The sequence below is a fragment of the Streptomyces sulfonofaciens genome, assembly GCF_014656295.1.
GTDB classification, from domain to species: domain Bacteria; phylum Actinomycetota; class Actinomycetes; order Streptomycetales; family Streptomycetaceae; genus Streptomyces; species Streptomyces sulfonofaciens.
Window position 1 is genome coordinate 19,868 of the sequence record NZ_BNCD01000028.1, and the last position, 24,312, is coordinate 44,179.

Below are 24,312 nucleotides of genomic sequence, written 5' to 3' on the forward strand. Positions count from 1 at the left end.
CGTGGAGCTCAGCATCATGTTCTTCGGCGCCGAGAACGCCGCCGACCACACCGCCACGTACACGGACGTGCTGGCCATCGCCCGCGCCGCCGACGACCTCGGCTTCACGGCCGTGTGGACGCCCGAGCGGCACTTCCAGGAGGTGGGGCAGGCGTTCCCGAGCCCGCCGGTGCTCTCCGCGGCGATCGCCGCCGTCACCCGGCGGATCGCCGTACGCGCCGGCAGCGTGGTCCTGCCGCTCCACCACCCGCTGCGGGTGGTGGAGGACTGGGCGGTGATCGACAACCTGTCGGGCGGCGGCCGCGTCGGGCTGTCGGCCGCCGCCGGGTGGCACTCCGCCGACTTCGTGCTCGCCCCGGACCACTTCGCCGGCCGGCGGCAGCGGGTCCTGGACGACATCCCGCTCATCCGCCGGCTGTGGGCCGGCGAGCCGGTGGAACTGACCGACGGCAGCGGGGCCCTGGCGACGGTACGCCCGCAGCCGCGGCCCGCCTCGCCGGTACTGCCGATCTGGCTGACGTCCTCCGGCAGCCCGGAGAGCTGGACCACCGCCGCCCGGCTGCGCACCGGCCTGCTCGGTGCGACCGTCAGCCAGGGCCCCGACGAACTCGCCGAGCGCATCGCCCGCTACCGCGTCGAGTACGCCGCCGCCCCCGAGCAGCCGGGCGCCGCCGAGCGGGGCTGCGTCACCGTCATGGCGCACACCTACGTCGGCGAGAGCGACGCCGAGGCGCGGCGCCGGGTCGAGGCGCCGCTCAAGGAGTACCTGCGCAACCACGTGCGGCAGTCGGCCTCCAACCGGGTGGGCGCGCACGGTCAGGCGGTCGCCGCGCTCAGCGAGGCCGACGTGAGAACCATGACCGACTTCGCCTTCGAGCGCTACCTCTCCTGGGGCTCGCTGATCGGCTCGCCGGGCACCTGCGCCAAGGCGCTCGCGGGCCTGCGCGAGCTGGGCGTCGACGAGGTCACCTGCTTCGTCGACTTCGGCCTCGACCGCGACACCGTCCTCGCCTCCCTGCACCGACTGGCCGAGCTGAAGAACGAGATGGCCGAATGAACGTCCCGCACCTCCCCGGCACCCCCGCCGCACCCGTCACCGGAGCATCCGGGCCCGTCGCCGCCGCCGCGGCCGGCGCCCCCGCCGGCCGGGCCCGCACCGCGCCCGCACCGCAGGCGCTGCCCGCGGAACGACTCGCGGCCCTCACCCGCGAGCAGCGCGTGACCCTGGTGCGCCGGCTCGTCGCGGCCGGCCGGAACCCCGCCTCCCTGCCCGCCGTGGTCGCCGCCCACCGAGCGGCCGGGCCCGCCCCGCTCAGCCCGGCGCAGCGCGACCTGTGGGTCTTCGACTCGCTGCACCCCGGCAGCGCGGCGCTCAACCTGTGCGGCACCTACCACTTCGACCATCCCGTCGAGACGGGCCGTCTGGAGGCCGCGCTGCGGCTGGTCTGCTCCCGGCACGACGTGCTGCGCAGCCGTATCACCGGCGAGGTGGGCGCCCTCACCGCCGCCCCCGCACCCGTCGAGTCCTTCGGCGTCGAGCGCCGCGACCTGCGCGACGGCTCCGCGACCCTCGACGAGGCGGTGGCCGCGATCCGCGCCCGCCCCTTCGACCTGGCCCGCGAATCGCCGCTGCGCGCGTGCCACATCGTCCTGGACGACGCCCGCTCCACACTGGTGCTGAGCCTGCACCACATCATCACCGACTGGTACTCCTTCGACATCCTGCACACCGAGTTCGCCCAGGCGTACGCGGCCCTGGCGGGCGGCGGCACGCCACCGGAGCGGCCCGAGGTGCAGTACGCGGACTATGCGGCCTGGCAGGCGGAGCTGGAGGAGGCCGGGGTCTTCGACGCGCAGCTCGACTTCTGGCGCGACTACCTCAAGGAGCCCCCGGGGCCGCTGGACGCCGGTGCCGCCGCCGTGGCGCCGGACTCCGGCTCGCAGCAGGGCACCGAGTCGGTCCCGTTCACCCTCTCGGCAGAACGAGCGGGCGCGGTCAGGGAGTTCGCCCGCCGCCACGACACCTCGGTGTTCGCGGTGCTGCTCTCCGCGTTCGCCGTCCTGGTCCACCGGCTGACCGGGTCGCCGGACTTCGTGCTGGGCACCCCGACGGCCAACCGCGGCGCCAAGGGCCTGGAACGCCTCATCGGCTATGTGATGAACGTGATGCCGACCCGCTGGCGGATCGATCCGGCACGGTCCTTCGAGGACCTGCTCACCGGGTTCGTCGCCGACCTGCCGGGGATCCTCGCCCACTCCTCCGTCCCGGTCGGCCGGATCGTCAGCGACCTCGCGCCCCAGCGCACGGCCGACCGGTCGCCGCTGTTCCAGTGGGTGTTCATGCACCTGGGCCAGCAGCAGAGCATCCACACCCTGCCGGAGGGCGCCCGGTTCCAGCGGGTGCACACCGGAGGCGAGCACGACTTCGTGGTCATCGTGCGGGACACCCCCGACGGTTCCATGCAGGGTGTCTTCGAGTTCCACACCGAGTTGTTCGCACCGGAGACGGTCGGCCACTGGACGGACTCCTTCACCGTGCTGCTCGCCGACCTGCTGGCCCGGCCCCGTGTGCCGGTCGGCCGGTCCGCCCTGCTCGGCGCCGACGCGCGGCGGCGGCTCGGCCGCGTCCAGCACGGCCCCGCCGCCACCGGCCCGGCCACCTCCCTGTCGGCCCTGGTGGCCAAGTGGGCGGCGCTCACCCCGGACGCGGTCGCGCTGGACGGTCCCCGCGGCGCGCTCGGCTACGCCCTGCTCGAGGAGCGGGTGGCCCGTGCCGCCGGCCGGCTCGCCGCGCTCGGCGTCGGCCCGGAGAGCATCGTCGGGCTGGCGATGCCCCGCGGCCCGGAGTTCGTCACCGCCCTGCTCGCGGTGGACCGGGCCGGCGGCGCCCATCTGCACCTCGATCCGGCCCACCCGGCCGAGCGCACCTCCCGCCTGGTCCGTGACGCCCGTCCGGCGCTCGTCCTGACCGGCGACGGCGTCCCCGCCCCGGCGGGGGCGCGCGCCCTGGCGTGGCGCGAGGCGCAGGAGGGGCGGGAAGGAGCGGACTGCGCACCGATCGCCGCGGACCCCGCGGGGCCGGACCCGCACGGCGCGGCCTACGTCATCTACACCTCCGGGTCCACCGGCGAGCCGAAGGGCGTCGTCGTGACGCGCTCCGGACTCGCCGCCCTCACCGCGTCGCTCGTCGACGGCGGCGGGCTCGGCACACACACCCGGGTCGCGCAGCTCGCCTCGGGAAGCTTCGACGCCTCCATATCGGAACTCTGTGCCGCCTTCGGCTCCGGCGGCACGCTGGTGGTGCCAGGGCCCGAGCCGCTGGCCGGCCCCGCGCTCGCCGCCTTCCTCGCCGACCACGGGGTGACCTGGGCGCTGATCCCGCCCACCGTGCTGGCGAGCATGCCGGCCGACGGCCGGGCGGACCTGCGCGCCCTCGCCACCCTGCTCACCGGCGGGGAGGCGGTCGGCGCCGAACTGGCCGCGCGCTGGGCCCCGGGACGGTCGCTGGTCAACGCCTACGGGCCCACCGAGGCCACGGTGATCGCCACCCTCAGCGACCCGCTGCGGCCGGGCGAGGTCCCCCCGATCGGCCGCCCGGTGCGGGGGGTGCGGGTCCAGGTGCTGGACGCCCTGCTCCAGCCGGTGCCGGTCGGCGTCGTCGGCGAGCTGTACCTCGCCGGGCCCCAACTGGCCCGCGGCTATCTGCACCGGCCGGGCGCGACCGCGGCGCGCTTCGTCCCCGATCCGGACGCCGGCGAGCCCGGGGCGCTGATGTACCGCACCGGCGACCTGGTGCGGTGGGCGGCGGACGGCCGGCTGTACTACGAGGGCCGGTCCGACGACCAGGTCAAGATCCGCGGCTTCCGCATCGAACCGGGCGAGGTCGAGGCGGTGCTCGCGGCCCATCCGCAGGTCCGCCAGGCCGCCGTGGTCGTCCGCGAGGACCGGCCGGGCGACCGCCGCCTGGTCGCGTACGCCGTCCCGGAACGCGGGCCGGGCGGGCAGGAGGGCGACGCGGTCCCCGACGGCGCCTCGCTGCGCTCCCACCTCGCCGGGCGGCTGCCCGCGCACCTGGTGCCGGCGGCGGTCGTCGTCCTCGATCAGGTGCCGACGACGGTCGGCGGCAAGCTGGACCGGCGGGCCCTGCCGGCGCCCGCGTACGGTGCCGCGGTGTCCGAGGCGCCGCGCACCGCGCGCGAGCGGCTGCTGGCAGGGCTGTTCGCCGAGGTGCTCGGCGTCGCACGGGTCGGTGTCGACGAGGACTTCTTCTCGCTGGGCGGCGACAGCATCATGGCCCTCCAACTGGTGGCCGCCGCCCGGGCCGCGGGGCTGGAACTGACCGCCCGCGAGGTCTTCGCGGCCGGTACGGTCGGCGGCCTCGCCGCCCTCGCGCGAAACGCGGACCCCGCCCCCCGGCCGGATTCCGCGCGGGGCGCCGAGGCCGCGGGACCTGTGCCGCTGACCTCGATCATGCGCTGGTGGCTGGAGAACAACGACGGCGGCGACCTGCCCGGCTTCCACCTGTCGCTGGTGGTGCCCGTACCGCGCGGCGCAGGACCGGCCACCGTCGGCGCGGCGGTCGGCGACCTCGTCCGCAGGCACGACGCGCTGCGGCTGCGGCTCGCGCCCGACCACGGTTGCCTGACGGTCGTCGAGGCGCCCGCGGACGGCCACCCGGTCGAGCGCGTCGACGCGCGGGGGCTCGACGCGGCGGCGCTTGCCGAGGCGGCCCGCGGGGAGGCGGCACGCACCCGGCTCGACCCGGTGCGCGGCGAGACGGTGCGTGCGGTGTGGTTCGACACCTCGCGGGACGGGGGGCAGGACGACGGCCGGCTGCTGCTGACGGTGCACCACCTGGGCGTGGACGTCGTCTCGCAGCGCATCCTCGTGCGCGAGCTCGGACGGCTGCTGGCGGGCGACCGTACGCCGCCCGCGGCGAGCACCTCCTTCACCCGCTGGGCGCGGCTGCTGCACGACGACGCGCTCAGCCCCGCCCGGGAGGCGGAACTGGGCGCGTGGCGTGCGGCGCTCGACCCGGCAGGGGCGGTCGACCTGGGATCACCGGGCCCGGGCGCGGTGCGGCACGATCTGACGCGGACGCTGGACCGCGCCTGCACGCAGACGCTGCTGACCACGCTGCCGGCGGCGCACGACTGCCGGCTCAGGGACCTGCTGCTGACCGCGCTGACCGCGGCCGCCACGCGGACCGCGACAGGTGCCTCCGCGCTGGTGATGCACGTGGAGGGGCACGGCAGGCAGACGCCGGGGGACACCGCGGAGATCGACCTGTCCCGGACGGTCGGCTGGTTCACCGACCAGTACCCGGTGCGGGTCGACCTGTCCGGCGCCGGCCACCCGGCGGCGTTCTGGTCGGGGGGCACCCAGGCGGTCGCCGCCCTGCAGGACGCGGTGGCGCAACTGCGCAGGCTCCCCGCCGACGGCATCGGCTACGGCCAGCTTCGCCACCTCAACCCGCGCACCGGGCCTGAGCTGTCCGGCTTCCCGAGGCCCGCGGTGCGGTTCAACTACATGGGCCGCATCGGGGGCTCCGGCTCCGGCGCCCCCGAGGGCACCGAACTGCTCGGCGTGGTCGGCACGATGCCCCCGGCACACGCCGTGGAGATCGACGCCCATGTGGACGACGGGCCCGGCGGCCCCCGGCTGACCGCCACCTGGTCGTGGCCCGCCGACGTGCCCGACGCGACGGTCCACCGCCTGGCCGACGACTGGTTCGCCGCGCTGCGCCTGCTGGCCGGGACCTGCTCGGCGAAGGCCGCGCCGGCCGGCCCCTGACGAGGGCGTGCCGGACGTGCGCCTGCCCCGCGGCGCCCGGCACACCCGCGCCCGCCCGGCACACCCGCTCCCGACAGGTGCGGCCGCCAGCGAGCGGCGGTCACCGCGGGCCGTGCCGGCGCGCACGGCACCCCATCACCGGACACCGTCCGAGCCCCGTGCCACCCCCACCCATCCCCGATTCCCGTGAGGCTCCCGATGCCGTCCACCGAATCCGGCCCCATGACGACCGAAGCCGACCTTTTCCCGGTCTCCTCAGCCCAGGCCCGCCTCCTGGTCGCCCACGGCATGGACCCCGACAGCCCCCAGTACAACGTCTACTCGGCCTTCGCCGTGCACGGCCCCCTCGACGTGGACCTGCTGGAGGTCTGCGTCAACGCCCTGGTGGCGCGGCACGAGGTGCTGCGCACCGGCATCCGCACCGCCGGGCGGGAGCCGGTGCAGGCGGTCCTGCCGCACGCCGAGGTCCGCGTCACGGTGGCGCACGGGGTGCCGGCGGCCGCCGCGCGGGCCAGGCTGGAGGCGGACGCGGGCCGCCCCTTCGACCTGTCGGCCGCGCCACTGCTGCGCTGCTCGGTGCTGCACGTCGACGACGGCAGCCACCTGCTGGTGCTGGCCTCGCACCACGTGGTGTGCGACGGCTGGTCGATGGACCTGCTGCTGCGGGAGCTGTCGGCGGACTACCGGGCGGGCGGGCCCGCGACGACCGAGCCCGCGGGGCTCCAGTACGCCGACTACGCGGCCTGGCACAGCGGCCGGGTGGCGGCCGGCGAGTTCGCCGCGGGCGCCGAGTTCTGGCGCGGCCACCTCGCGGGGGCGCCGGCGCTGACCCCGCTGCCCACCGACCGGCCGAGGACGGCGGTGCGCACCGCGGCGGGCGGCGTCGAGCGGGTGCGGGTGCCCGACGACACCGCAGCACTGCTGGCGGGGCTGGCACGCGCGCAGGGCACCACCGTGTTCACCGTGCTGTTCGCCGCGTTCTGCGCGTTCCTCGGCCGTCTGACGGGCGAGGAGGACCTGGTGGTGGGCACCCCGGTCGCCGGCCGCGAACGGGCGGACCTGCAGTCGCTGGTCGGGATGCTCGTCAACACCGTGGCGCTGCGCTGCGACATCGGCGGCGACCCGGCCTTCGAGGAACTGGTGCGGCGCGCGGACCGGCTGGTGGGGGCCTGCCGCCCGCACTTCGACGTGCCGTTCGAGGAGGTGGTGGCCGCGCTTTCACCGGACCGCGACCCGCGCCACGACCCGGTGTTCCAGGTGCTGTTCTCGCTGGAGGACGGCTACGAGCTGGCCCTGGACCTGGCGGGCGCGCGGGTGGAACCGATCCGGCTGTTCCTCGACGACGCCCGCTTCGACCTGATGCTGCACATGCGCTCGGACGACTCCGGCCTTGAGGCGTCCTTCTCCTACCGGGCGGACCTGCTCACGTCGGTGACGGTGCGCCGGTGGGCCGACTGCTTCCTGACGTTCCTCGGCGACGTGGTGCGGCGCCCGCGGATCCCGGTCGGCGACGCCGAGGTGCTGCCGCCCCCGCTGCGCCACACCGTGCTGGAGACCTGGGGCAGGGTGCCGCTGGAACCGGCGCAGAACGAGCGGGACGCGCCGTTCGTGCCCGTCCACGAGCGGATCGCGCGGACCGCGGCCCGGCAGCCGGACGCCCCGGCGCTGGTGGACCCCACCGGGACCGTCACCTACCGGGAGCTGGTCGAGCGGGCCGACGCGCTGGCGGCACGGCTGCGGGCGCACGGCGCCGGACCCGACGACCTCGTGGGGGTGTGCCGGCCGCGCACCGCGGACACCCTGGTGGCGCTGCTGGGCGTGCACCGGGCGGGGGCCGCCTACCTGCCCCTGGACGCCGAGCACCCCGACGCGCGGATCGCCTCGCTCATCGAACGCAGTGCGCCGCGCGTCCTGCTGGGCGACGCGGAGAGCGTGCCCCGGCTGCGCGCGCTCTGCGGGGGCCTGCCCGTCCTCGACGCCGACGCCGACGCCGACGCGGACGAGCAGCCGTGCGGGGCGCCGCGGGACGCCACCGGAGGGGCCCCGCGCGCGGCGGGCCCGCACCATCTGGCCTACACGCTCTACACCTCGGGCACCACCGGCCGGCCGAAGGCCGTCGCGGTCACCCAGGCCAACCTCGGCCACCTGGTCGACGCCCAGCCGCAGTCGTTCGGCATCGGCGCGGACGACCGGGTGCTGCAGTACGCCTCGCTCACCTTCGACGTGTCGGTGTGGGAGATCTTCGCCGCCTGGACCGCCGGGGCCGCCCTGTGCGTGGTCCACGACCACGAGCGGCTCGGGCCCGACCTGCTGGATGCCTTGCGCAGGTACCGGCCGACGGTGGCCGCGCTGCCCCCGACCGCACTGGGCACCCTGCCGCCCGGCGCGCCCGCCCTGCTGCCGGGGCCGGCGACGCTGATCACCACCGGCGAGCCCTGCCCGCAGCGGCTCGCCGACACCTGGGCGGGCGACCGGGTCTTCGTCAACGCCTACGGCCCGACCGAGACCACCGTCTGGGCCACGCTCGCCCGGCTCGCCCCGCACGAGGTGCCGCCGATCGGCCGCCCCTGCCCGGGCAGCCCGGTCCGCGTGCTCGACGCCCGGCTGCGGCCGGTCATCCCCGGTGCCACGGGCGAGGTGTACGTGGGTGGTGGGGGCCCGGCGCGCGGGTACACCGGCGACCCCGGCCAGACCGCCGTCCGGTTCGTCGCGGACCCGTACGCGGACGAGCCCGGCGCCCGGATGTACCGCACCGGCGACCTGGGGCACCAGGGGCCCGACGGCCGGATCTACTACCACCGCCGCAGCGACACCCAGCTCAAGCACCACGGGGTGCGCATCGAGGCGGCCGAGGTCGAGACCGCGCTCACCGCGCACGAGACGGTGGCGCAGGCGGTGGTGACCGTGCGGCCGGACACGCTCGGGACCAGCCGGCTCGTCGCCCACATGGTCGCGGCCGAGGGCCACACCATCGACCCCGAGCGGTTGCGGGCCCGGCTCGCCGAGCGCCTGCCGCGCGGTTATCTGCCGGATGTCTACCAGCAGGTGGCGGCGCTCCCGCTGAACAGCAGCGGCAAGGTGGACCGCGCGGCGCTGCCCACCCCGCCGGCACCGGGCGGCACCGGGACCACCGCGCGCGGGCCCGAGCCGCTGACCGCGGCGGAGCGCGCCGTGACCTCGGTGTGGGCCGAGGTGCTGGGACTGCCGCGGGTCGGCACCCACGACAACTTCTTCGACCTCGGCGGCAACTCGCTGCGCCTGCTCGCCGTGCACGCCGGGCTGGTGCCGGCCTTCCCGGCGCTGCGGATGGTCGACCTGTTCCGGCATCCGACGGTCGCCTCGCTGACCGAGTTCCTGGACGGCGTCCAGCCCTCCGCCGGCACCGCGGCCGGCCCACAGGGCCGGGCGCCTTCCGGGCGGGCCGGCGCCGTCGAGGCGGGCCGCCGCCGGGCCCAGGGCCGCCGGGCCCGCATCCGTCCCGCGAACCTTTCCGGAGAGTGAAGAGATGAGCACGGAGTATTCCCTGGCGATCACCGGGATCAGCGGACGCTTCCCGGGCGCCGGCGACACCGACGCGTTCTGGGCCGGCCTGGCGAAGGGCGTCTGCTCGATCACCGACCTGACGCCCGCCGACCTGGCCGCCGCGGGGGTCGACCCGGCGCTCGCCGCACGCGACGACTACGTGGCGGCGAAGGGCGCCCTGCACGAGCCGGACCGGTTCGACGCGGAGCTGTTCGGTTTCGGACCGGTCGAGGCGGCCGCCCTCGACCCGCAGCACCGGGTACTGCTGGAGACCGCCTGGGCGGCACTGGAGGACGCCGGCTTCGACCCCCTGGACGCCCCCGAGCGCACCGGCGTCTACGTGGGCGGCAGCCTCACCGAACACATGATCGCCGCCTACGGGGACCCCTCGCTCGCCGAGCGGCTGGGCGAGCTCCAGGTGCGCCTGCTCACCGACCGGGAGTTCCTCGCCCCCTGGATCTCCTACCGCCTGGGCCTGACAGGGCCCAGCCTCACGGTGCAGACGGCCTGCTCCACCTCGCTGGCCGCCGTGCACCTGGCGGCCCAGGCACTGCTGTCCGGCGACTGCGACACCGCGCTGGCCGGCGGGGTGTCCATCGCGTCCGTGCGTACCGCGGGCTACCTCCACCGACAGGGCGGCATAGGCTCACCGGACGGGCGGTGCCGCCCCTTCGACGAGCAGGCCGCGGGCACGCTCAGCGGCGACGGCGCCGGGCTGGTGGTGCTGCGCCGCCTGGAGGACGCGCTCGCCGACGGCGACCCGATCCGGGCGGTCGTGCGCGGCAGCGCGCTGAGCAACGACGGCGCCGCCCGGGTCGGCTTCTCCGCACCCGGCCCGGCCGGGCAGTTGCGCGCGGTCACCGAGGCGTGGGCGGCGGCCGAGCTCGAACCCGCCGACGCGCAGTACCTGGAGATGCACGGCACTGCCACACCGCTGGGCGACCACGTGGAGGCGGCGAGCATCACCGAGGCCCTGGGGGCCCTCGCCCGGCCCGGCTCGGTGGCGATCGGGTCGGTGAAGTCCAACATCGGCCACCTCGACGCCGCGGCCGGTGTCGCGGGGCTGATCAAGGTGGTGCTCATGCTGGAGCACGGCATGCTGGTGCCCACCGTGAACGTCGCACGGCCCAACGCCGACCTGGCGGCGCCCTCCGCACCGCTGCGGCTGGTCACCGAGGCCGCCGAGTGGCCCCGTCCGGCCGGCGGCCGCAGGCTCGCCGGGGTGACCTCCGTCGGACTGGGCGGCACGAACGTGCACGTCGTCCTGGAGGAGGCCCCGCCGATCGCACCCGCGGCGCCGCGCTCCCCGCAGGGCGCCCTGCTGCTGCCGCTGTCGGCCCGCACCGGCGGGCAGGTCGCGCGGATCGCCACGGCCCTGGCCGGCGCCCTCCGCGCGCCGGACGCCCCCGCGCTCGCCGACGCGGCCCTGACCCTGGGCACCGCCCGGGCCGAACTGGGCCGCAGGGCCTTCGTGGTGGCGCACGACCGCGCGGAGGCGGTGGCCGCGCTGGAGGCGATCGCCGCCCGGCAGGACGACGAGGCGGCGCCGGAGCCCGGGCCCGAGCCGCAGGGGCCGGTGATGCTCTTCTCCGGTCAGGCGGGCCAGTACCCGCAGGCGGGGCGGGGGCTCTACGAGGCGTTCGGGGCCTTCCGCCGGGAGCTGGACGCGGCCGCCGAGGCACTGGCCGCGGTGGGCGGCCCCGATCCCCGCCCGTGGCTCGCGGACCGCCAGGAGGGCACCGCGTACTGGCAGCCGACGCTGGTGGCGCTGGAGGTGGCGGCCGCCCGCCTGTGGCAGGAGTGGGGGATCACCCCGGCGGCCGTGGCCGGCCACAGCATCGGCGAGTACGCGGCAGCCGTGGTGGGCGGTGTGCTGGAACTGCCCGACGCGCTGGCCCTGGCAGCCGCGCGCGGCCGGCTCATGGAGGGCACCGCGCCCGGCCGGATGCTGGCCGTCGCGCTGGACGAGCGGGAGGCGGCCGCGCTGCTCACCCCGCAGGTGGAGCTGGCCGCCGTCAACGGCCCCCGGTCGGTGATCCTTTCGGGTCCGGCGGCCGTGCTGGACGAACTGGCCGCGCGCCTCACCGCCGAGCGGGTGCCCTTCCGCGACCTGGGGGTGGCGCAGGCGTTCCACTCCGCACTGATGGAGCCGGTACTGGCGGAGTACGGCGACCTGGTGGCCGGTGCGGCCCTGCGGGCGCCGCTGCTGCCGTACGCGTCGAGCGTGACCGGCGGCCTGCTGGACGGCGGGGAGCTGCTCGACCCCGGGTACTGGGTGGGCCAGTTGCGCGGGACCGTGCGCTACCGGGACGCGGTGGTGGCGGCGGCCGCCGCCACGTCCGGTCCGCTGCTGGAGGTCGGCCCGGGCAACGCCCTGGTGTCGCAGGGCCGCCGGGCGGTCCCGGGGCGGGGCACAGGGACGACGTTCGGCACCGCGGAGGGCGCCGACGAGGCGGCGGTGGCACTGGACACGCTGGGCCGGCTGTGGGTGCAGGGCCACCGGGTGGAGTGGGCGAAGGCCGCGCCGGCCGGGGCGCGCCGGGTCCACCTGCCGACGCACCCGTTCGCCGGGCGCCGCTGGGGCGCACTGGTCCCGGCGGCGGCCGGGGCGGCGGCGGGCGGGCAGCCGGCGCAGGCCGCCCTTGCGGACGCGGCGGACGCGGCGGACGGTGACACGGGACGGGGCGATGCCGCGGCCGCGCCGGACGGCGGATTGGCGGCGGCCGTGACCCGGGTGCTCGACGAGGCGCTGGGCCTGTCCGGACCCGAGGACCTGGAGCGTACGTACTTCGCGGTCGGCGGCGACTCGCTCACCGCGGTCCAGGTGGTGGGACGGCTCCGCGACGACCTCGGTGTGGAGATCCCGGTGACGCTCCTGCTGGACCCGCTGCCGCTGCGGGAGTTGGTGGCCCGGATCGTGGAGGCGGACGCGGCGGCCCGCGAGGCCGACGGCCTGCTGGCCGCCCTGCTGGACGAGGTGGTCGCCGAGGACGGCGGCAGCGGGCACCCGGCCGGCTGACGGTGCGGGCGTCCGAAGCGGGGGGAGCGCCGCCGGCGGCCGGGGCGGGGTGACGCCGCCGGTGGGTCCGGAGCGCCCGGGGCCGCCGGCTGCCCGGTGCGGGCGGCGCCGGCCCGCCGGGCACCGCCGCGCGGGCGGCCGTACGGGGCGCCTTGCGGCCCGGCCCGGCCGACGCCCCCGGGTGCCGCGTCGCCCGGGGCCCGTCCCCGGTGCGGCGGTCGCGCGGGCCGGCCCGGCAGGGGGAGTCGGCCCGCGCGCGGTCCCTCAGCTCCCCGCGGCCTCGCCGGCGGCCTGTGCGCGCAGGGCCTCCGGCGCGGTGGCGTGCGCCGGTGCGACGGGGCGCGGGGTGCGCAACGCCAGGTGGAAGCCGACGGCGGTGACCGCGCCGAGCACCGCGCAGCCGGCCCACAGCGCCGAGGGCCCGAAGTGCTGGAGGACCTGGCCGTTGGCGAGCGGGGCGACGAAGGACGCCGCCGACGTGCCGAAGCCGAAGACGCCCTGGTAACGCCCGCGGGCCTGTTCCGGGCCCGCGTCGGCGACCGCGGCGGAGACCGTGGGCGCGTACACCATCTCGCCGAACGTCCAGATCACCACGGTCAGGGCGTAGAAGACGGCGACCGAGCCGGCCAGACCGGTCAGCCCGAAGCCGCCGCCGATCAGCAGCACGCCCACCACGAGCAGCGGAGCCTTGCTGCGGTTGCGCAGCAGGCGCGCGACGGGCATCTGCAGGACGACGATGAGGATGCCGTTGAGGGCCATCACCAGGCCGTAGTCACTGGCGTCGAGCCCGCGGTGTGCCATGACGACCGGCAACGCGGTAGGGCCCTGGTAGTACACCGACCAGATGGCGAAGGCCATCACCACCAGCAGCATGAAGCGCCCGTCCCGCAGCACCTGCCGAAGGCCCGCGGGGGCCGCCCCGTCGCCCGCACCGGGCTCGGGCCGGGCGGCGGGCAGGGACTCCTTCAGCGAAACGGCCATCATGACCCCGCACAGCACGGTGGTGGACGCGTCGCCCACGAACAGCCAGCGGTAGCCCGCGTGGGCGAGGAAGCCGGCCGCCGCGGCGGCCGCCGCGAAACCGATGTTGTCCGCCCAGTAGCTCAGCGAGAAGGCCCGCACCCGGTCCTGCGGGGGCACCAGGTCGGTCACCATCGCCGACACCGCGGGTCGTGAGCCGCTGACCCCGGCGCCGAAGACGAAGGCCAGCGCGGCCACCGCCACCGGCTGGGTGACGAAGGCGAGCGCCAGGGTGGCCGACGCGTTCGCCGCCTGCGCCCCGATCATCGTCGGCCGGCGTCCGATCCGGTCGGCGAGTACACCGCCGAGCAGTGCCCCGACCGTGCCGCCCAGGCCGAACACCGCGAGCACCAGCCCGGCGAAGGCGACCGAGTAGCCGCGCTCCGCCGTCAGATACAGCGTCAGGAACGGGTAGACGAACAGCCCGAGCCGGTTTATCAGGGTGCTGGTCCACAGCCACCAGAAGCTGCGGGGGAATCCACCGGCGGTGGCCCGGACGGCACGCCCCACGTGCGTAGCGACAGACATCGGGCAAGACCTCTTTCGTTGCTCAGGTGGATCAGGTCCTCCGGGGCGGTCCCGCCGGTGCGGCGGCCCGGGCGTGCCCGGCGCCCGTCCGGTCGCCCCGACCGGCGGCGGACGGCCGTTGAGCCCGCCCCGCGGCCGCGTCCCGGCCCGTCGCACGGACCGGCGCCCACCTGGGTGGGGCGGGCCGCGAACGGCACGGTGGGCCGGGCGCGGCCGACGAGCGGATCGGGAAGCGGCCGCTCCGCACCCCGCGGACCGCCGCCGGCCGTTCGCCCATGATCCCGCACTGTATGTGCCGGGTGCCCGGGCGGCGCCGTCGGCCCGCCGCCCCGGGCGCCGACGGGCCGTCCGGGGACGGCGGTTCACCGCAAGCGGCGCGCCCGCCCTGCGGCAGGGCCCCGGTGGGGACGGCCGGGGTGGGGACGGCCGCGGAGGGCCGGGACGAACGGCGGGGACCGGTGCGGGGCCGGGCGTGTGGACGGCCGGTGCCCCCGGGGCGGCATCCGTACGGTGACCCGCGGGAAAGGAGACGGTCGGGGTCCGTTCACCTGGTCGTCACATACCTTTCCGCAGCCGGCAGCAGGGTGTCTCACATGTCCAACGACGAGCAGTTGTTCACCTCCTACCTGTCGAGACGCGGCATGCTGGCGGGGGCCGGCGCCCTCGGTACCGCCCTCGCGGCGGGCCTGCCGGAGTCTCCGGCCGCCGCCGCACCCTCCTCCTCGGCCTCCGCGGCCGGGGCACCGGCCGCGGTCGGCGCCCCGGCCGGTGCCCCGACGAGCACACCGGTGGTCAGCGGCCTGCATCTGCAGTTCGGCGCCGACGCCTCCAGCGAGGTCGTCGTCTCCTGGCACACGCTCCGGCCCGTGGCGGAGGCCCGCGTCCTGCTCGGCGGCCCGGACGGCCGGTACGCGCGCAGCCACCCGGCCGAGACCACGAGCTACACCGACGCCCAGTCAGGCCGGCGCGTGTACGCCCAGCACGCCCGCATCACCGGCCTCGGGGCCGGCCGGGAGTACGTCTACCTCGCCGTGCACAAGGGTGCCCAGCCCGTGTCCGGCACCTTCGCCACCGCCCCCAGGGGGCGTGCGGCCTTCACCTTCACCAGCTTCGGCGACCAGGGCACGCCCACCACCGGCAGGAGGTTCGTGCCGCCCGCGGGCGTCGACCTGCCGAACCCGCCGTACGTCAACGACAACCTCGGCGGTCCCGCGTCCGGCGACCTGCCGGCCGCGATCGAGCGCGTCCAGCCGCTGTTCCACCTCTTCAACGGCGACCTGTGCTACGCCAACCTGGCCACCGACCGGGTGCGCACCTGGTCGGACTTCTGGGACAACAACACCCGCAGCGCCCGGTTCCGCCCCTGGATGCCCGCGCCGGGCAACCACGAGAACGAACTCGGCAACGGCCCGATCGGCTACCGCGCCTACCAGACGTACTTCTCACTGCCCCGCCAGGCAGGGCAGAACGACGACACCGCCGGGCTCTGGTACGCGATGACCGTCGGCTCGGTCCGCGTCGTCTTCCTCGCCAACGACGACATCTGCCTCCAGGACGGCGGCAGCAGCTACGTGCGCGGCTACTCGGACGGTGCGCAGAAGGCGTGGCTGGAGAAGGAGCTGCGCCGCAGCCGCGCCGACCGCGACATCGACTGGATCGTGGTGTGCATGCACCAGGTCGCCGTCAGCACCGCGGACCAGTTCAACGGCGCCGACCTGGCCATCCGCCAGGAGTGGCTGCCGCTGTTCGACGAGTACGGCGTGGACCTGGTCGTCTGCGGCCACGAGCACCACTACGAGCGCAGCCACCCGGTCCGCGGCCGGCAGCGGAACGAGACGCTCACCCCGGTGCCCGCGTCGACCCGCACGGACGTCATCGACACCACCGAGGGCACCGTGCACATGGTGATCGGCGGCGGTGGCACGTCCGCGCCGTCGAACCAGCTTTTCTTCGACCCGCCCGCGTGCCGCGTGATCACGTCGGTGGGCCCGCCCGACCCGGCGACGGGCAAGCGCCCGCCCGTCTACACCCGCGAGGACGCCCCGTGGTCCGCGGTCCGCGACAGGGCCCACTCCTACGGCTTCGCCGCGTTCAGCGTGGACCCCGGGCGGCACCCCGGCGACAGGACGCGGATCACCGTGACCTACTACGACGTCGTCGGCACACAGGGCGAACTCCAGCCCTTCGAGACCTTCACGCTGGAGCGCGACCGCTCCGACGGCCGGGCGTGAACCGGCCGGAACCGACGGCTGCGAGACCCAGGCGGCCGCACCCCGATCGGGGTGCGGCCGCCTGGGTCGGCGCGGTGCCGGGACCGGGTCAGCCGGTGACGCTGTCCGAGCCGTCCTCCAGGTGCCCGACGTAACGGCGCGACCAGGACGGGTCGCCGCTCACCGTCACGGACAGGTCGTACCAGCCGTCGCTCCCTGCCAGCGGGTCGAACGTGTGGGTCGCCCGGCCGTGCCCGGGAACGACACGGGTGATCGGGCGCTCGCTCGTGTACTGGTTCGACACGATGGTGAAGGTCACCGGCGTGCCGGCGGTGTTGGTCAGCCGCAGCGCCAACGCGGGCCCCGCGCCGTGGCCGTCCGCGGGATACTCCGCCTCCACCCGGGCCGTACTGCCCGAGGCGGCGACATCGCCGGTGAAGTGCCGCAGGAAGCGGTTCGGCCCCACCACGGTGATGTCGTACGCGGTGTCGCCGGCGACCGCGCCGACCGGGGCCGTCCCCGTGACCGTCCTCACGGGCCCGTGCGAGGCGTCGACCGTGTACTGCCCCGGGAACTTGGCGGGGTAGTCGGCGAGCGAGGGCGTGGCGGCCAGGTTGTTGTAGACCGAGAAGTGGCTCGCCCTGCGCACGTGCGGACCGCTGTTGCTGAAGGCCAGCTCCGCCGTGAGGGGGCCGCTGCCCTCCCTCGTGAAGCCGACCAGGTTGGCGTTCGGCTGGTACGGCAGCGGACGGGCCCGTTTCGTGCCCCGTTCCTGCCGCGGCGGCGCGTTCGTGGTGACCGGCGGGGCGTACGCGGAGGACGGCTCGCCGATGGGCGCGAGGTCGGGCAGCTCGGGCAGGCCGTACACGGGGGAGGCGAAGTCGAAGGCGGCGGTGAGGTCACCGCAGACCCGGCGCCGCCAGTCGCTGATGTTCGGGCAGATCGCCGGCTTGCCCAGGGCGCTGGTCCACCGCTCCAGGAACTGGATGACCGAGGTGTGGTCGGAGACCTCCGACGTCACCCAGCCGCCGCGCGTCCAGGGCGACACCAGCAGCAGCGGCACCCGGAAGCCGAGGCCGACGGGCGCCGGCTGCGTGAGGCCGGCCGACGACAGGTCGGTGCCGGCGACGAACTCGTCCTTCTCGCCGGGGGCCGGCACCGGCGGGGGCACGTGGTCGAACTGGCCGTCGTTCTCGTCGAAGTTGATGATCACCAACGTCGAGTCGAAGACCTCCGGGTCGGCGTTGAGCGCCTTGAGCACCGCGTGCACGAAGTAGGCGCCGTCGGTCGGAGCACCGTCGGGGTGCTCGGAGAACCGCTGGTTGGTGACGAGCCAGGAAACCTGCGGCAACGTGCCGGCCAGCACGTCCTTCCTGAGCGCCAGGGCCAGGTTGTCGGCGTTGCCGGTCTCGGCGTCGTCCGGTTCCGGCACGATCGCGACGCCGTTGTCGTACAGGGCGTTGCCGGGCCGGGGCGTGCCGCCCTGCCCGGGGTCGTACTGCGCGAAGCTCTTGAAGTACTCCAGGCCGTTGTCGCCGTAGTTGTCGCTGCCCTGGTAGACCTTCCAACTGATCCCGGCCTTCTGCAGCGTCTCGGCGTAGGACTCCCACAGCAGGTTGCGGCCGAGTTCGTCGCCGCCCTCGTAGGCGGTGAAGTCGCTGTACTTCTTCTGCGCGTCGATCGTGCCGCCCCAGTGGTAGGTGCGGTTCGGGCCGGTCGCGCTGAGCACCGAGCAGTGGTAGGCGTCGCCGATCGTGTACGCGTCGGCGAGGGCGTAGTGGAAGGGCAGGTCCGCCCGGTCCAGGTAGCCCAGCGTGGTGGGGCCTCCCTTGCCGGAGTACCAGGCGTTCATCAGACCGCCGTACCACGCCACGTGCTGGCTCTTCCAACTGTGGTCCGTCCCACCGTAGTTCTGCGCCCCGACCTCCGGGCTCGGCGGCTGGTGGCCCGCGGGATAGGCCGTGACCGGTGCGTCGCTCAGGCGCCACGGGTACTGCGTGCCGCTCACCGGCTGGCCGGGCGCGGAGGTGGGCTGCTCGAAGACCGAAAGGCCGCCGGGCAGGGTGATCGTGGAGCGGTCGCCGAAGCCGCGGACGCCCCGCAGGGATCCGTAGTAGTGGTCGAAGCTGCGGTTCTCCTGCATCACGACCACGACCCGTTTGATGTCGCGGATGTCGCCGTGCGGTTTCCCCTTCGGGGCGGACGCGGCCTCGGCCGCCGGAGCAGCCACGCCGATCGCCGCAGCACCGGTGATTGCAGTGGCCGTGCCGAGGAAGCCTCTGCGGGACAGCTCTGGCATGGATCAACACCTCCGTGAGAGTGGGGGGGCGTTGAAAACCTATGGACCAGTGCGGTTGCACAGGCGAAGGCCATATGAACGACAGCCGAAAAGATCATATGTCGCGTCCGTCGCGACGGGGGCAAAGGGCATGGTTCGCCCGGAGTGGTCCGGTTCGGGTCCTGCCCGCCGTTCCACTGCTCCCGGGCCCGGCGGCGTCAGGCGACCGCTCCCGTGCCCCGGCGCGTCGGACGACCGCTCCGGGCCCGGCGGTGTCAGGTCGGGGTGGCGTCCGCACCGGTCGGCAGGATCGGGCCGGTGACGTGCGGGCGCGGTGGTACGTACCGTTCGCCGGGCCGGGCGCCCGGGTTCCCCGGTGCCGGGCCGACCGCTCGACGGCCGGTGCGCCGCTCCGGGCCGCCGGTGCTCCCCGCACGGGCGGCCCGGCGCGCCGCATCGGGCCCGTTCACCCCCTCGCGTGCCCCAGGTCCCGATCGGCCGGGGCCATGACCTTCGCGAGAGCAAGGATCAGCAGTCCGGCGACGACCACCACGGCCACCCCGGCCCGCAGGTCGACGTGGTCGCCGATCAGCCCGACGACGGGGGGCGCGGCGAGGAAGCCGACGCGGGCCAGCCAGGAGACCACGGCGATCCCGTCGGAGCTGCGCACTCCGGGGATGCTCCCGGCGGCGTGCATGGCGGCCGGGAAGAGCGTGGCGGCACCCAGGCCGGCGCACGCGAACGCGGCGATCACCGCGGCCGCGGTGTGCGTGAGCAGGGCGAGCGCCAGCGGCAGCGCGATCAGGACCCCGCCGACCCGGGCGACCGCTACCCGCCCGAACCGGTCGGTGATCCGGTCGCCGGTGAACCGTCCGACGGTCATCGTCGCCTGGAACGCCACGTAGGCGAAGCCGGCGACCAGTTCGGAGGCCCGGTAGTCGTCCTGGAGCAGGGCCGAGCCCCATGAGGCGGGGGTGTCCTCGACCACCGACGACATCACCAGGAGCAGCCCGAGCATCAGCAGGAGCGGCAGCGCCGCCCTCATCCCGGCGCGGGAGGCCGCGCCGGACGGTTCCGCGGGTGCCGGGGCGTCCTCGGGCGCCGCAGCGGGGGCCGTCCCGTCGGCCCCGCTGTCGTCGCCGCCGGGCAGCAGCATCGGCCACACCGCCGCTCCGAGTACCGCGAGCAGCACCCCGATCCCGACGAGGTGCCCGGTCAGCGGTGCGCCGGCGCCGGTCAGCGCGGTGGAGAGCAGACCGCCGACCACCGCGCCGACGCTCCACAAGGCATGGAAGCTGTTCAGGATGGAGCGCCCGTAGCCCCGTTGGACGCGCAGTCCGTGGGTGTTCATCGAGGCGTCCATGACGGAGTCGAGCACGCCGAGCAGGAACAGGCAGCCGGCCAGCATCCACCAGGCCGACGCGAACGACACCAGCGGGACCGCCAGCGCGAAGCCGAACGCGCAGAGCGTGGCGAGGCGGCCGCTGCCGATCCGGGCGCCGAGCGGGCCGGCGAGGAGGCCGGCCAGCAGGGCGCCGACCGGCATGGCGGCGATGGCGGTGCCGAGCGCGGTGTTCGAGAGCCCGATGTGGTCGCGGATCTCGGGCAGCCTGGGCACGATGTTGGCGTAGGCGAGTGCGTTGACGAAGAAGAGCAGGAACACCGCGGCGCGGGCCCGGCGCAGCAGCGCGGAGGGCGGTGCGACGCCGCGTTGGCCGTCCCGGCCATCGGGGCCGTCCGGGTCGAGCGAACCGGCGGGTGGTGCGTGCTCGGTCACGGGGGATCCTCAGGGTAGGGGGTGGGAGGCGGGCGGGGGCCGGAGGTTTTCCGGTGCGGCGTACCGATCCGGTCTGTGCAGTGGTGCGGCGGCGCCGATCAGCCCCGTGTCGGCGCCGAGTTCGGCTCTTCGGACGGCCACCCTCCGCAGGAACGGAAGTCCGGCGAACTCGCGCATCCCGGCGTCGATGGCGTCGAAGAGCAGGGGCCCGGCCTGCGCCACCCCGCCGCCCACCACGATCAGGTCGAGGTCGCAGACGGCGCACACCGAGGTGAAGGCCGCCGCCAGCGCCCGTCCCGCGTCGGCGAACGCCCTGGTGGCCACCGGGTCCTCGGCCCGGGCCGCATCCGCGAGGTCCGCGGTGGACGCGCCGGGACCCGGCCCGATCCAGCCGGCGGCCCGTGCACGGGACAGCAGCGCCGTGCCGCTGGCGGTGAGCTCCAGGCAGCCGCGGCTGCCGCAGGGGCAGGAGGGGCCGTCCGGGTCGGTGATGACGTGTCCGATGTGACCGGCGTTGGAGGAGGGGCCGGGCCAGGGGCGGCCGCCCAGGATCAGCCCGCCGCCCACGCCGGTGGAGACCGTGCAGCCCAGCATGTTCCTGGCGCCCCGTCCCGCGCCGGCCCAGTGCTCGCCGGTGGCGACGCAGATGCCGTCACCGGTCAGGACGACCGGGACACCGGGGGCCCAGGCGGCCGCCCAGGCCCGCACCGGCGCGTCCCGCCACACGGTGATCATCACCGGGCTGATCGTACCGGCGGCCGGGTCGACCGGGCCCGCGGAACCGATGCCGATACCGCGGATCCCGCCGCGCGCCGCGGCGCGCGCGAGGGGGCCGGCCGCGGCCGCGGTCACCGTGGCCCATGCCTCCTCGGGGCGGCCGGACACCGGCGTGGGCACCACCACCCGGTCGGACACGGCGGCGTCCGGGCCGACCAGGGCCACGGCGATCTTGGTACCGCCGATGTCGACCGCGAGGACCGGCCGCGGGTCCGCGGCCTCGTCGGACACCGGCGCGGACCGTTCGGCACTCATGGGCGACTCCTCGGGCGGGGACATGGCGGGCACGGCGGGACGGGGCGGGACGGGACGCGGGCTCACCGGCCCGCTCACAGGTAGACCACACGATGGCGCAGACTGCCGCTCAGGCGTCCCGCGCGCAGCGCGGCGCGCACCAGCCACTGGGCCCGCACGGTGGGGGAGCGCGGCAGGGCACAGGCCCGCAGCAGCAGGCGCCCCCATTCGCGGTACGCCTCGGCCGACGAAGACCGGGGCATCCCGTCGGCGGCGAACCGCCGGTAGAGCATCGGGTGCGACCGGCCGTAGCGGAAGTACTGGCGGGCCATGTCCCAGGGACGTTCGCGGAGTTGGTAGAGGACCACGGCGTCGGGGACGAAGACGAGTGCGGCCCCGGACAACTGCGCCCGCCAGAAGAACTCCACGTCGTCCGAGCCGTAGGTGTACGACGGGTCGAAGCCGTCCAGGCGCTCCCACACCTCCCTGCGGACCCCGCAGTTGGCGCCCCAGGGATAGGGGAGGAAGGCGAACGAGTCGGCGAGTCGGGGCACCGCCGACGGGGGGCGGGCGGCCAGCGCCGCCGCCCCGTTGAGGGCACGGCGCTCCAGGGCGCCGCCCGCCGCGGGCGCCCCTTCGAGAGCCCGCACCAGCGCGGACATCCAGCCCGGGGTGACCAGGTCGTCGGCGTCGCAGAACAGCAGCAGCCTGCCGCGGCTGTGCCGGCACCCGGCGTTGCGCGCCCGGTTGACCCCGCCGCTGCCGCGGGTGCGCACCACCCGGAGCGCGGGCAGGACCGGTCTGCGGCTCTCCGCGACCCCCGCGGTGCCGTCGGCCGAACCGTCGTCCACCACGACCACCTCCCAGCGGCCGGTGTAGTCCTGCGCGGCGAGTGCGTCCAACTGCCGTCCGAGGGTGTCCGCGGCGTCCCGCGCCGGTATGACCACCGACACCAGGTCGTCCGCTGCGGGGCCACCGTTCGCTTCTGCGGGTGAGGGCCCGGGCCCCGCGGTGCGTCCCGTGGGCGGCCGCCCTGCGCACCCCGGGCCGGGGCCGGCCGTGTCCGGCGCCGTCATGGTGCGGCCCGCCGCCCGGTGCGCCCCGGTCCGCCCGCGCCGGCCAGCAGGGCCACCACCGAGGAGGTGGCGCGCAGATCGGGGAGGACCGCCTCGGCACCCGCCGCGAGCAGATCCTCGGCGGTGTCCTCGCCGGTCGCGACGGCGACCACCCGGGCGCCGCCCTCGACGCCCGCGGCCACGTCCCGCAGGGTGTCACCGACCAGTACCGTGTTCTCACGGTCGAAGCGTGTGCCGTACCGCTCGCCGGCCCTGCGCTGGGCCACCGGTACCAGGCGTGCGCGGACCGGATCGTCCGAGCCGTACGCCCCCGCCTCGAAGTCGACCAGCTCGTGGAGCCCGAACGCCGCGAGCTTGCGCAGGGCGTTGGGCCGCAGATTGCCGGTCAGCAGCGACTGCACCACCCGCGGATCGCCCTGCAGCGCGGTCAGCGCCTCCAGAGCGCCGGGCAGCCGCCGCCCCTGGGAGCGCAGTTCGTCGTCGGCGTCGCGCAGCGCCGCGGTCATCGCGGCGGCCGACTCCTCGGCGGGGATGCCCCGCACCCCGTGCAGGGCGAGCAGTTCCGCCATGATCTCCGGCTCGGTGCGGCCCTCGGTGGGCACCGTGGACGGCGGGGGCCCGCCCGTCAGCGCGGTGAAGGCGCGCGGATAGACGGAGCGGCCGGCAGGACCGCTGACCAGGAGGGTGTGGTCGATGTCCCAGAGGACGAGGCTGGTGCGCATGCGTTCCTTCGGGTGGAGGGCGTGGGCGAAGTCGGGGGCTGGGGCGTGGGCGTGGCAGCGGGGGAGTGTCGAGGGGGCCGCCGGTCCGGTGGCGGGGAGCAGCGCGTGAGGAGGGTGGACGGGAGCGGGCGGGGATGCACGGGGCCGTCACGGGTGGCGGGGCCCGGTGGCCTCCTTCGGCGTTCCCGGTCCGCCGTCAGGGCAGGTCGTAGGGGCCGCGGGTGGCGGCGCACCGGGCGGCACGGCCCGCCGCCGCGGACAGCGCCGCCATCGGGGAGTCGCCGCGGCCGAGGGCGTGCGCGAGGGCCGCGGCGAAGTTGTCGCCCATCCCGTAGCTGTCCGCCTCGGGACCAGGCGCGGGCACGGCCCGGTAGCGGCCCTCCGTGCTGCCGCCCAGCCGGAAGCGGCCGCCCTGGCGGCCTTCGGTGAGCACGAGCAGGTCCGGTGGTGCGTCGAGCAGCGCGGGGTCGTACCTCTCGGCGGGGTCGGCGGCGCTCCCGGCGAGGGCGTCCACGTGCACCCCCGACGCGGCGACCGCGGCCAGTTCCCTCAGGGTCGCGGTCAGCACCCGCGCCCCCCTGGCCCGCCGCAGCACGTCCGGCTCGCCCGCGACGAAGTGCACCACGTCACCGGCGGCCAGGGCGGCCCACGGCAGCGGGTCGTCCAACGAGGGCTGGAGGCGGGGGCCGAGCGTGGTGGTGGTCCGCTCGCCGGAGTCGTCGACGAGGCTGACGGCCGCCCGTGTGGGACCCGGACGGGTGGCGGTCACCACCCGCACACCGAGGCGCCCGAGGACCTCCACCGTTCTCCGCCCGGCGTCGTCGTCCCCGAGTGCGGTGAAGAAGGTGGTCTCCCCGGCGAGTGCCGCCATCTGCACGGCGGCCACGGCCCCGCCGCCGGCCGGGCCCTCCCAGATGACGTCGGCGTGGACCACCTCGCCGCGCTCCGGGACCCGCGCGACCCGGGCGATGCTCGTCCACTCGACGTGTCCGACGACTGCGGTCCGCAGGTTCCTCCCGACGCGCGCTGTTCCGGCCATCTGACTGTGCCTCCCCGCTGACATGGCGTCAAGGTCGTTCACGGACAGGGAGCCAGGAGTTTCACACGGACATCCCGTGAGGGGGAAGAGCGCACACCGTCGGGAACGTCACGTGGCGTTCGTCGGCATTCGGCGGATTACCCGATCGATGCACGGGAAGTACACCCGAGGTACGCCGAAACTGGTGTTGCGGGAGAGGCACCAGCGAGACCAGGTACGGAATGGCTCGGGAGCGTCGGGTGTACGGAGCCGAGGAGCGCCGGAACCGAGCGGCCCGCCAGTCGGCAGACGCCCCGCGAGACCTCGGGAGTGTTGTG

Annotated in this window: 12 protein-coding genes; 5 read left to right on the forward strand and 7 right to left on the reverse strand. The window is 75.9% G+C overall.

Annotated features, from left to right (window positions below; genetic code table 11):
• Position 1 precedes the first annotated feature (1 nt).
• The 4 genes from IE313_RS30800 (at position 2) to IE313_RS30815 (ending at position 12,334) form a co-directional block, all read left to right on the forward strand.
• Complete coding sequence (locus tag IE313_RS30800; protein WP_189938066.1) at positions 2 to 1,057, forward strand: MupA/Atu3671 family FMN-dependent luciferase-like monooxygenase; 1,056 nt, start codon at positions 2 to 4, stop codon at positions 1,055 to 1,057.
• Positions 1,054 to 5,793 (forward strand): non-ribosomal peptide synthetase, encoded by a 4,740-nt coding sequence (locus IE313_RS30805; protein WP_189938067.1) that lies wholly within the window; start codon positions 1,054 to 1,056, stop codon positions 5,791 to 5,793. Before IE313_RS30800 ends, IE313_RS30805 begins: the two co-directional genes overlap by 4 nt.
• Before the next feature lie 222 nt (positions 5,794 to 6,015).
• Positions 6,016 to 9,294 (forward strand): non-ribosomal peptide synthetase, encoded by a 3,279-nt coding sequence (locus IE313_RS30810; protein ID WP_189938068.1) that lies wholly within the window; start codon positions 6,016 to 6,018, stop codon positions 9,292 to 9,294.
• Between the two features lie 4 nt (positions 9,295 to 9,298).
• Positions 9,299 to 12,334: a type I polyketide synthase gene (locus tag IE313_RS30815; RefSeq protein WP_189938070.1), complete on the forward strand. Its 3,036-nt coding sequence runs from the start codon at positions 9,299 to 9,301 to the stop codon at positions 12,332 to 12,334.
• A gap of 264 nt (positions 12,335 to 12,598) precedes the next feature.
• Here IE313_RS30815 and IE313_RS30820 read toward each other — a convergent pair whose 3' ends face one another.
• Positions 12,599 to 13,882, reverse strand: coding sequence for an MDR family MFS transporter (locus IE313_RS30820; RefSeq protein ID WP_189938072.1), 1,284 nt, complete (start codon positions 13,880 to 13,882; stop codon positions 12,599 to 12,601).
• Positions 13,883 to 14,475: 593 nt separating this feature from the next.
• Between IE313_RS30820 and IE313_RS30825 the strand changes: the two genes are divergently transcribed.
• Positions 14,476 to 16,113, forward strand: coding sequence for a purple acid phosphatase family protein (locus IE313_RS30825; RefSeq protein ID WP_189938073.1), 1,638 nt, complete (start codon positions 14,476 to 14,478; stop codon positions 16,111 to 16,113).
• A gap of 88 nt (positions 16,114 to 16,201) precedes the next feature.
• Here IE313_RS30825 and IE313_RS30830 read toward each other — a convergent pair whose 3' ends face one another.
• The 6 genes from IE313_RS30830 to IE313_RS30855 form a co-directional block, all read right to left on the reverse strand.
• The gene (locus tag IE313_RS30830; protein WP_189938074.1) at positions 16,202 to 18,391 is read right to left on the reverse strand and encodes a phosphocholine-specific phospholipase C; all 2,190 of its coding nucleotides are present in this window, start codon (positions 18,389 to 18,391) and stop codon (positions 16,202 to 16,204) included.
• A gap of 445 nt (positions 18,392 to 18,836) precedes the next feature.
• Positions 18,837 to 20,147, reverse strand: coding sequence for an MFS transporter (locus IE313_RS30835; RefSeq protein ID WP_229925103.1), 1,311 nt, complete (start codon positions 20,145 to 20,147; stop codon positions 18,837 to 18,839).
• 9 nt (positions 20,148 to 20,156) lie between these two features.
• A complete protein-coding gene (locus IE313_RS30840) occupies positions 20,157 to 21,179 on the reverse strand; it encodes an ROK family protein (RefSeq protein WP_189938075.1) in 1,023 nt (340 codons plus the stop codon).
• 74 nt (positions 21,180 to 21,253) lie between these two features.
• Positions 21,254 to 22,111 carry a glycosyltransferase family 2 protein gene (locus tag IE313_RS30845; protein WP_189938076.1) on the reverse strand — a complete coding sequence of 286 codons (858 nt, stop codon included), beginning with the start codon at positions 22,109 to 22,111 and terminating at the stop codon, positions 21,254 to 21,256.
• A gap of 119 nt (positions 22,112 to 22,230) precedes the next feature.
• Complete coding sequence (locus IE313_RS30850; protein ID WP_189938077.1) at positions 22,231 to 22,956, reverse strand: HAD hydrolase-like protein; 726 nt, start codon at positions 22,954 to 22,956, stop codon at positions 22,231 to 22,233.
• 196 nt (positions 22,957 to 23,152) lie between these two features.
• A complete protein-coding gene (locus tag IE313_RS30855) occupies positions 23,153 to 23,995 on the reverse strand; it encodes a PfkB family carbohydrate kinase (protein ID WP_189938078.1) in 843 nt (280 codons plus the stop codon).
• Between the last annotated feature and the right edge of the window lie 317 nt (positions 23,996 to 24,312).

Coding starts and splice junctions, on each gene's coding strand:
- IE313_RS30805 (WP_189938067.1), top strand. CDS start 1,054: ATGAACGTCCCGCACCTCCCCGGCACCCCCGCCGCACCCGTCACCGGA.
- IE313_RS30810 (WP_189938068.1), top strand. CDS start 6,016: ATGACGACCGAAGCCGACCTTTTCCCGGTCTCCTCAGCCCAGGCCCGC.
- IE313_RS30815 (WP_189938070.1), top strand. CDS start 9,299: ATGAGCACGGAGTATTCCCTGGCGATCACCGGGATCAGCGGACGCTTC.
- IE313_RS30820 (WP_189938072.1), bottom strand. CDS start 13,882: ATGTCTGTCGCTACGCACGTGGGGCGTGCCGTCCGGGCCACCGCCGGT.
- IE313_RS30825 (WP_189938073.1), top strand. CDS start 14,476: ATGTCCAACGACGAGCAGTTGTTCACCTCCTACCTGTCGAGACGCGGC.
- IE313_RS30830 (WP_189938074.1), bottom strand. CDS start 18,391: ATGCCAGAGCTGTCCCGCAGAGGCTTCCTCGGCACGGCCACTGCAATC.
- IE313_RS30840 (WP_189938075.1), bottom strand. CDS start 21,179: ATGAGTGCCGAACGGTCCGCGCCGGTGTCCGACGAGGCCGCGGACCCG.
- IE313_RS30850 (WP_189938077.1), bottom strand. CDS start 22,956: ATGCGCACCAGCCTCGTCCTCTGGGACATCGACCACACCCTCCTGGTC.
- IE313_RS30855 (WP_189938078.1), bottom strand. CDS start 23,995: ATGGCCGGAACAGCGCGCGTCGGGAGGAACCTGCGGACCGCAGTCGTC.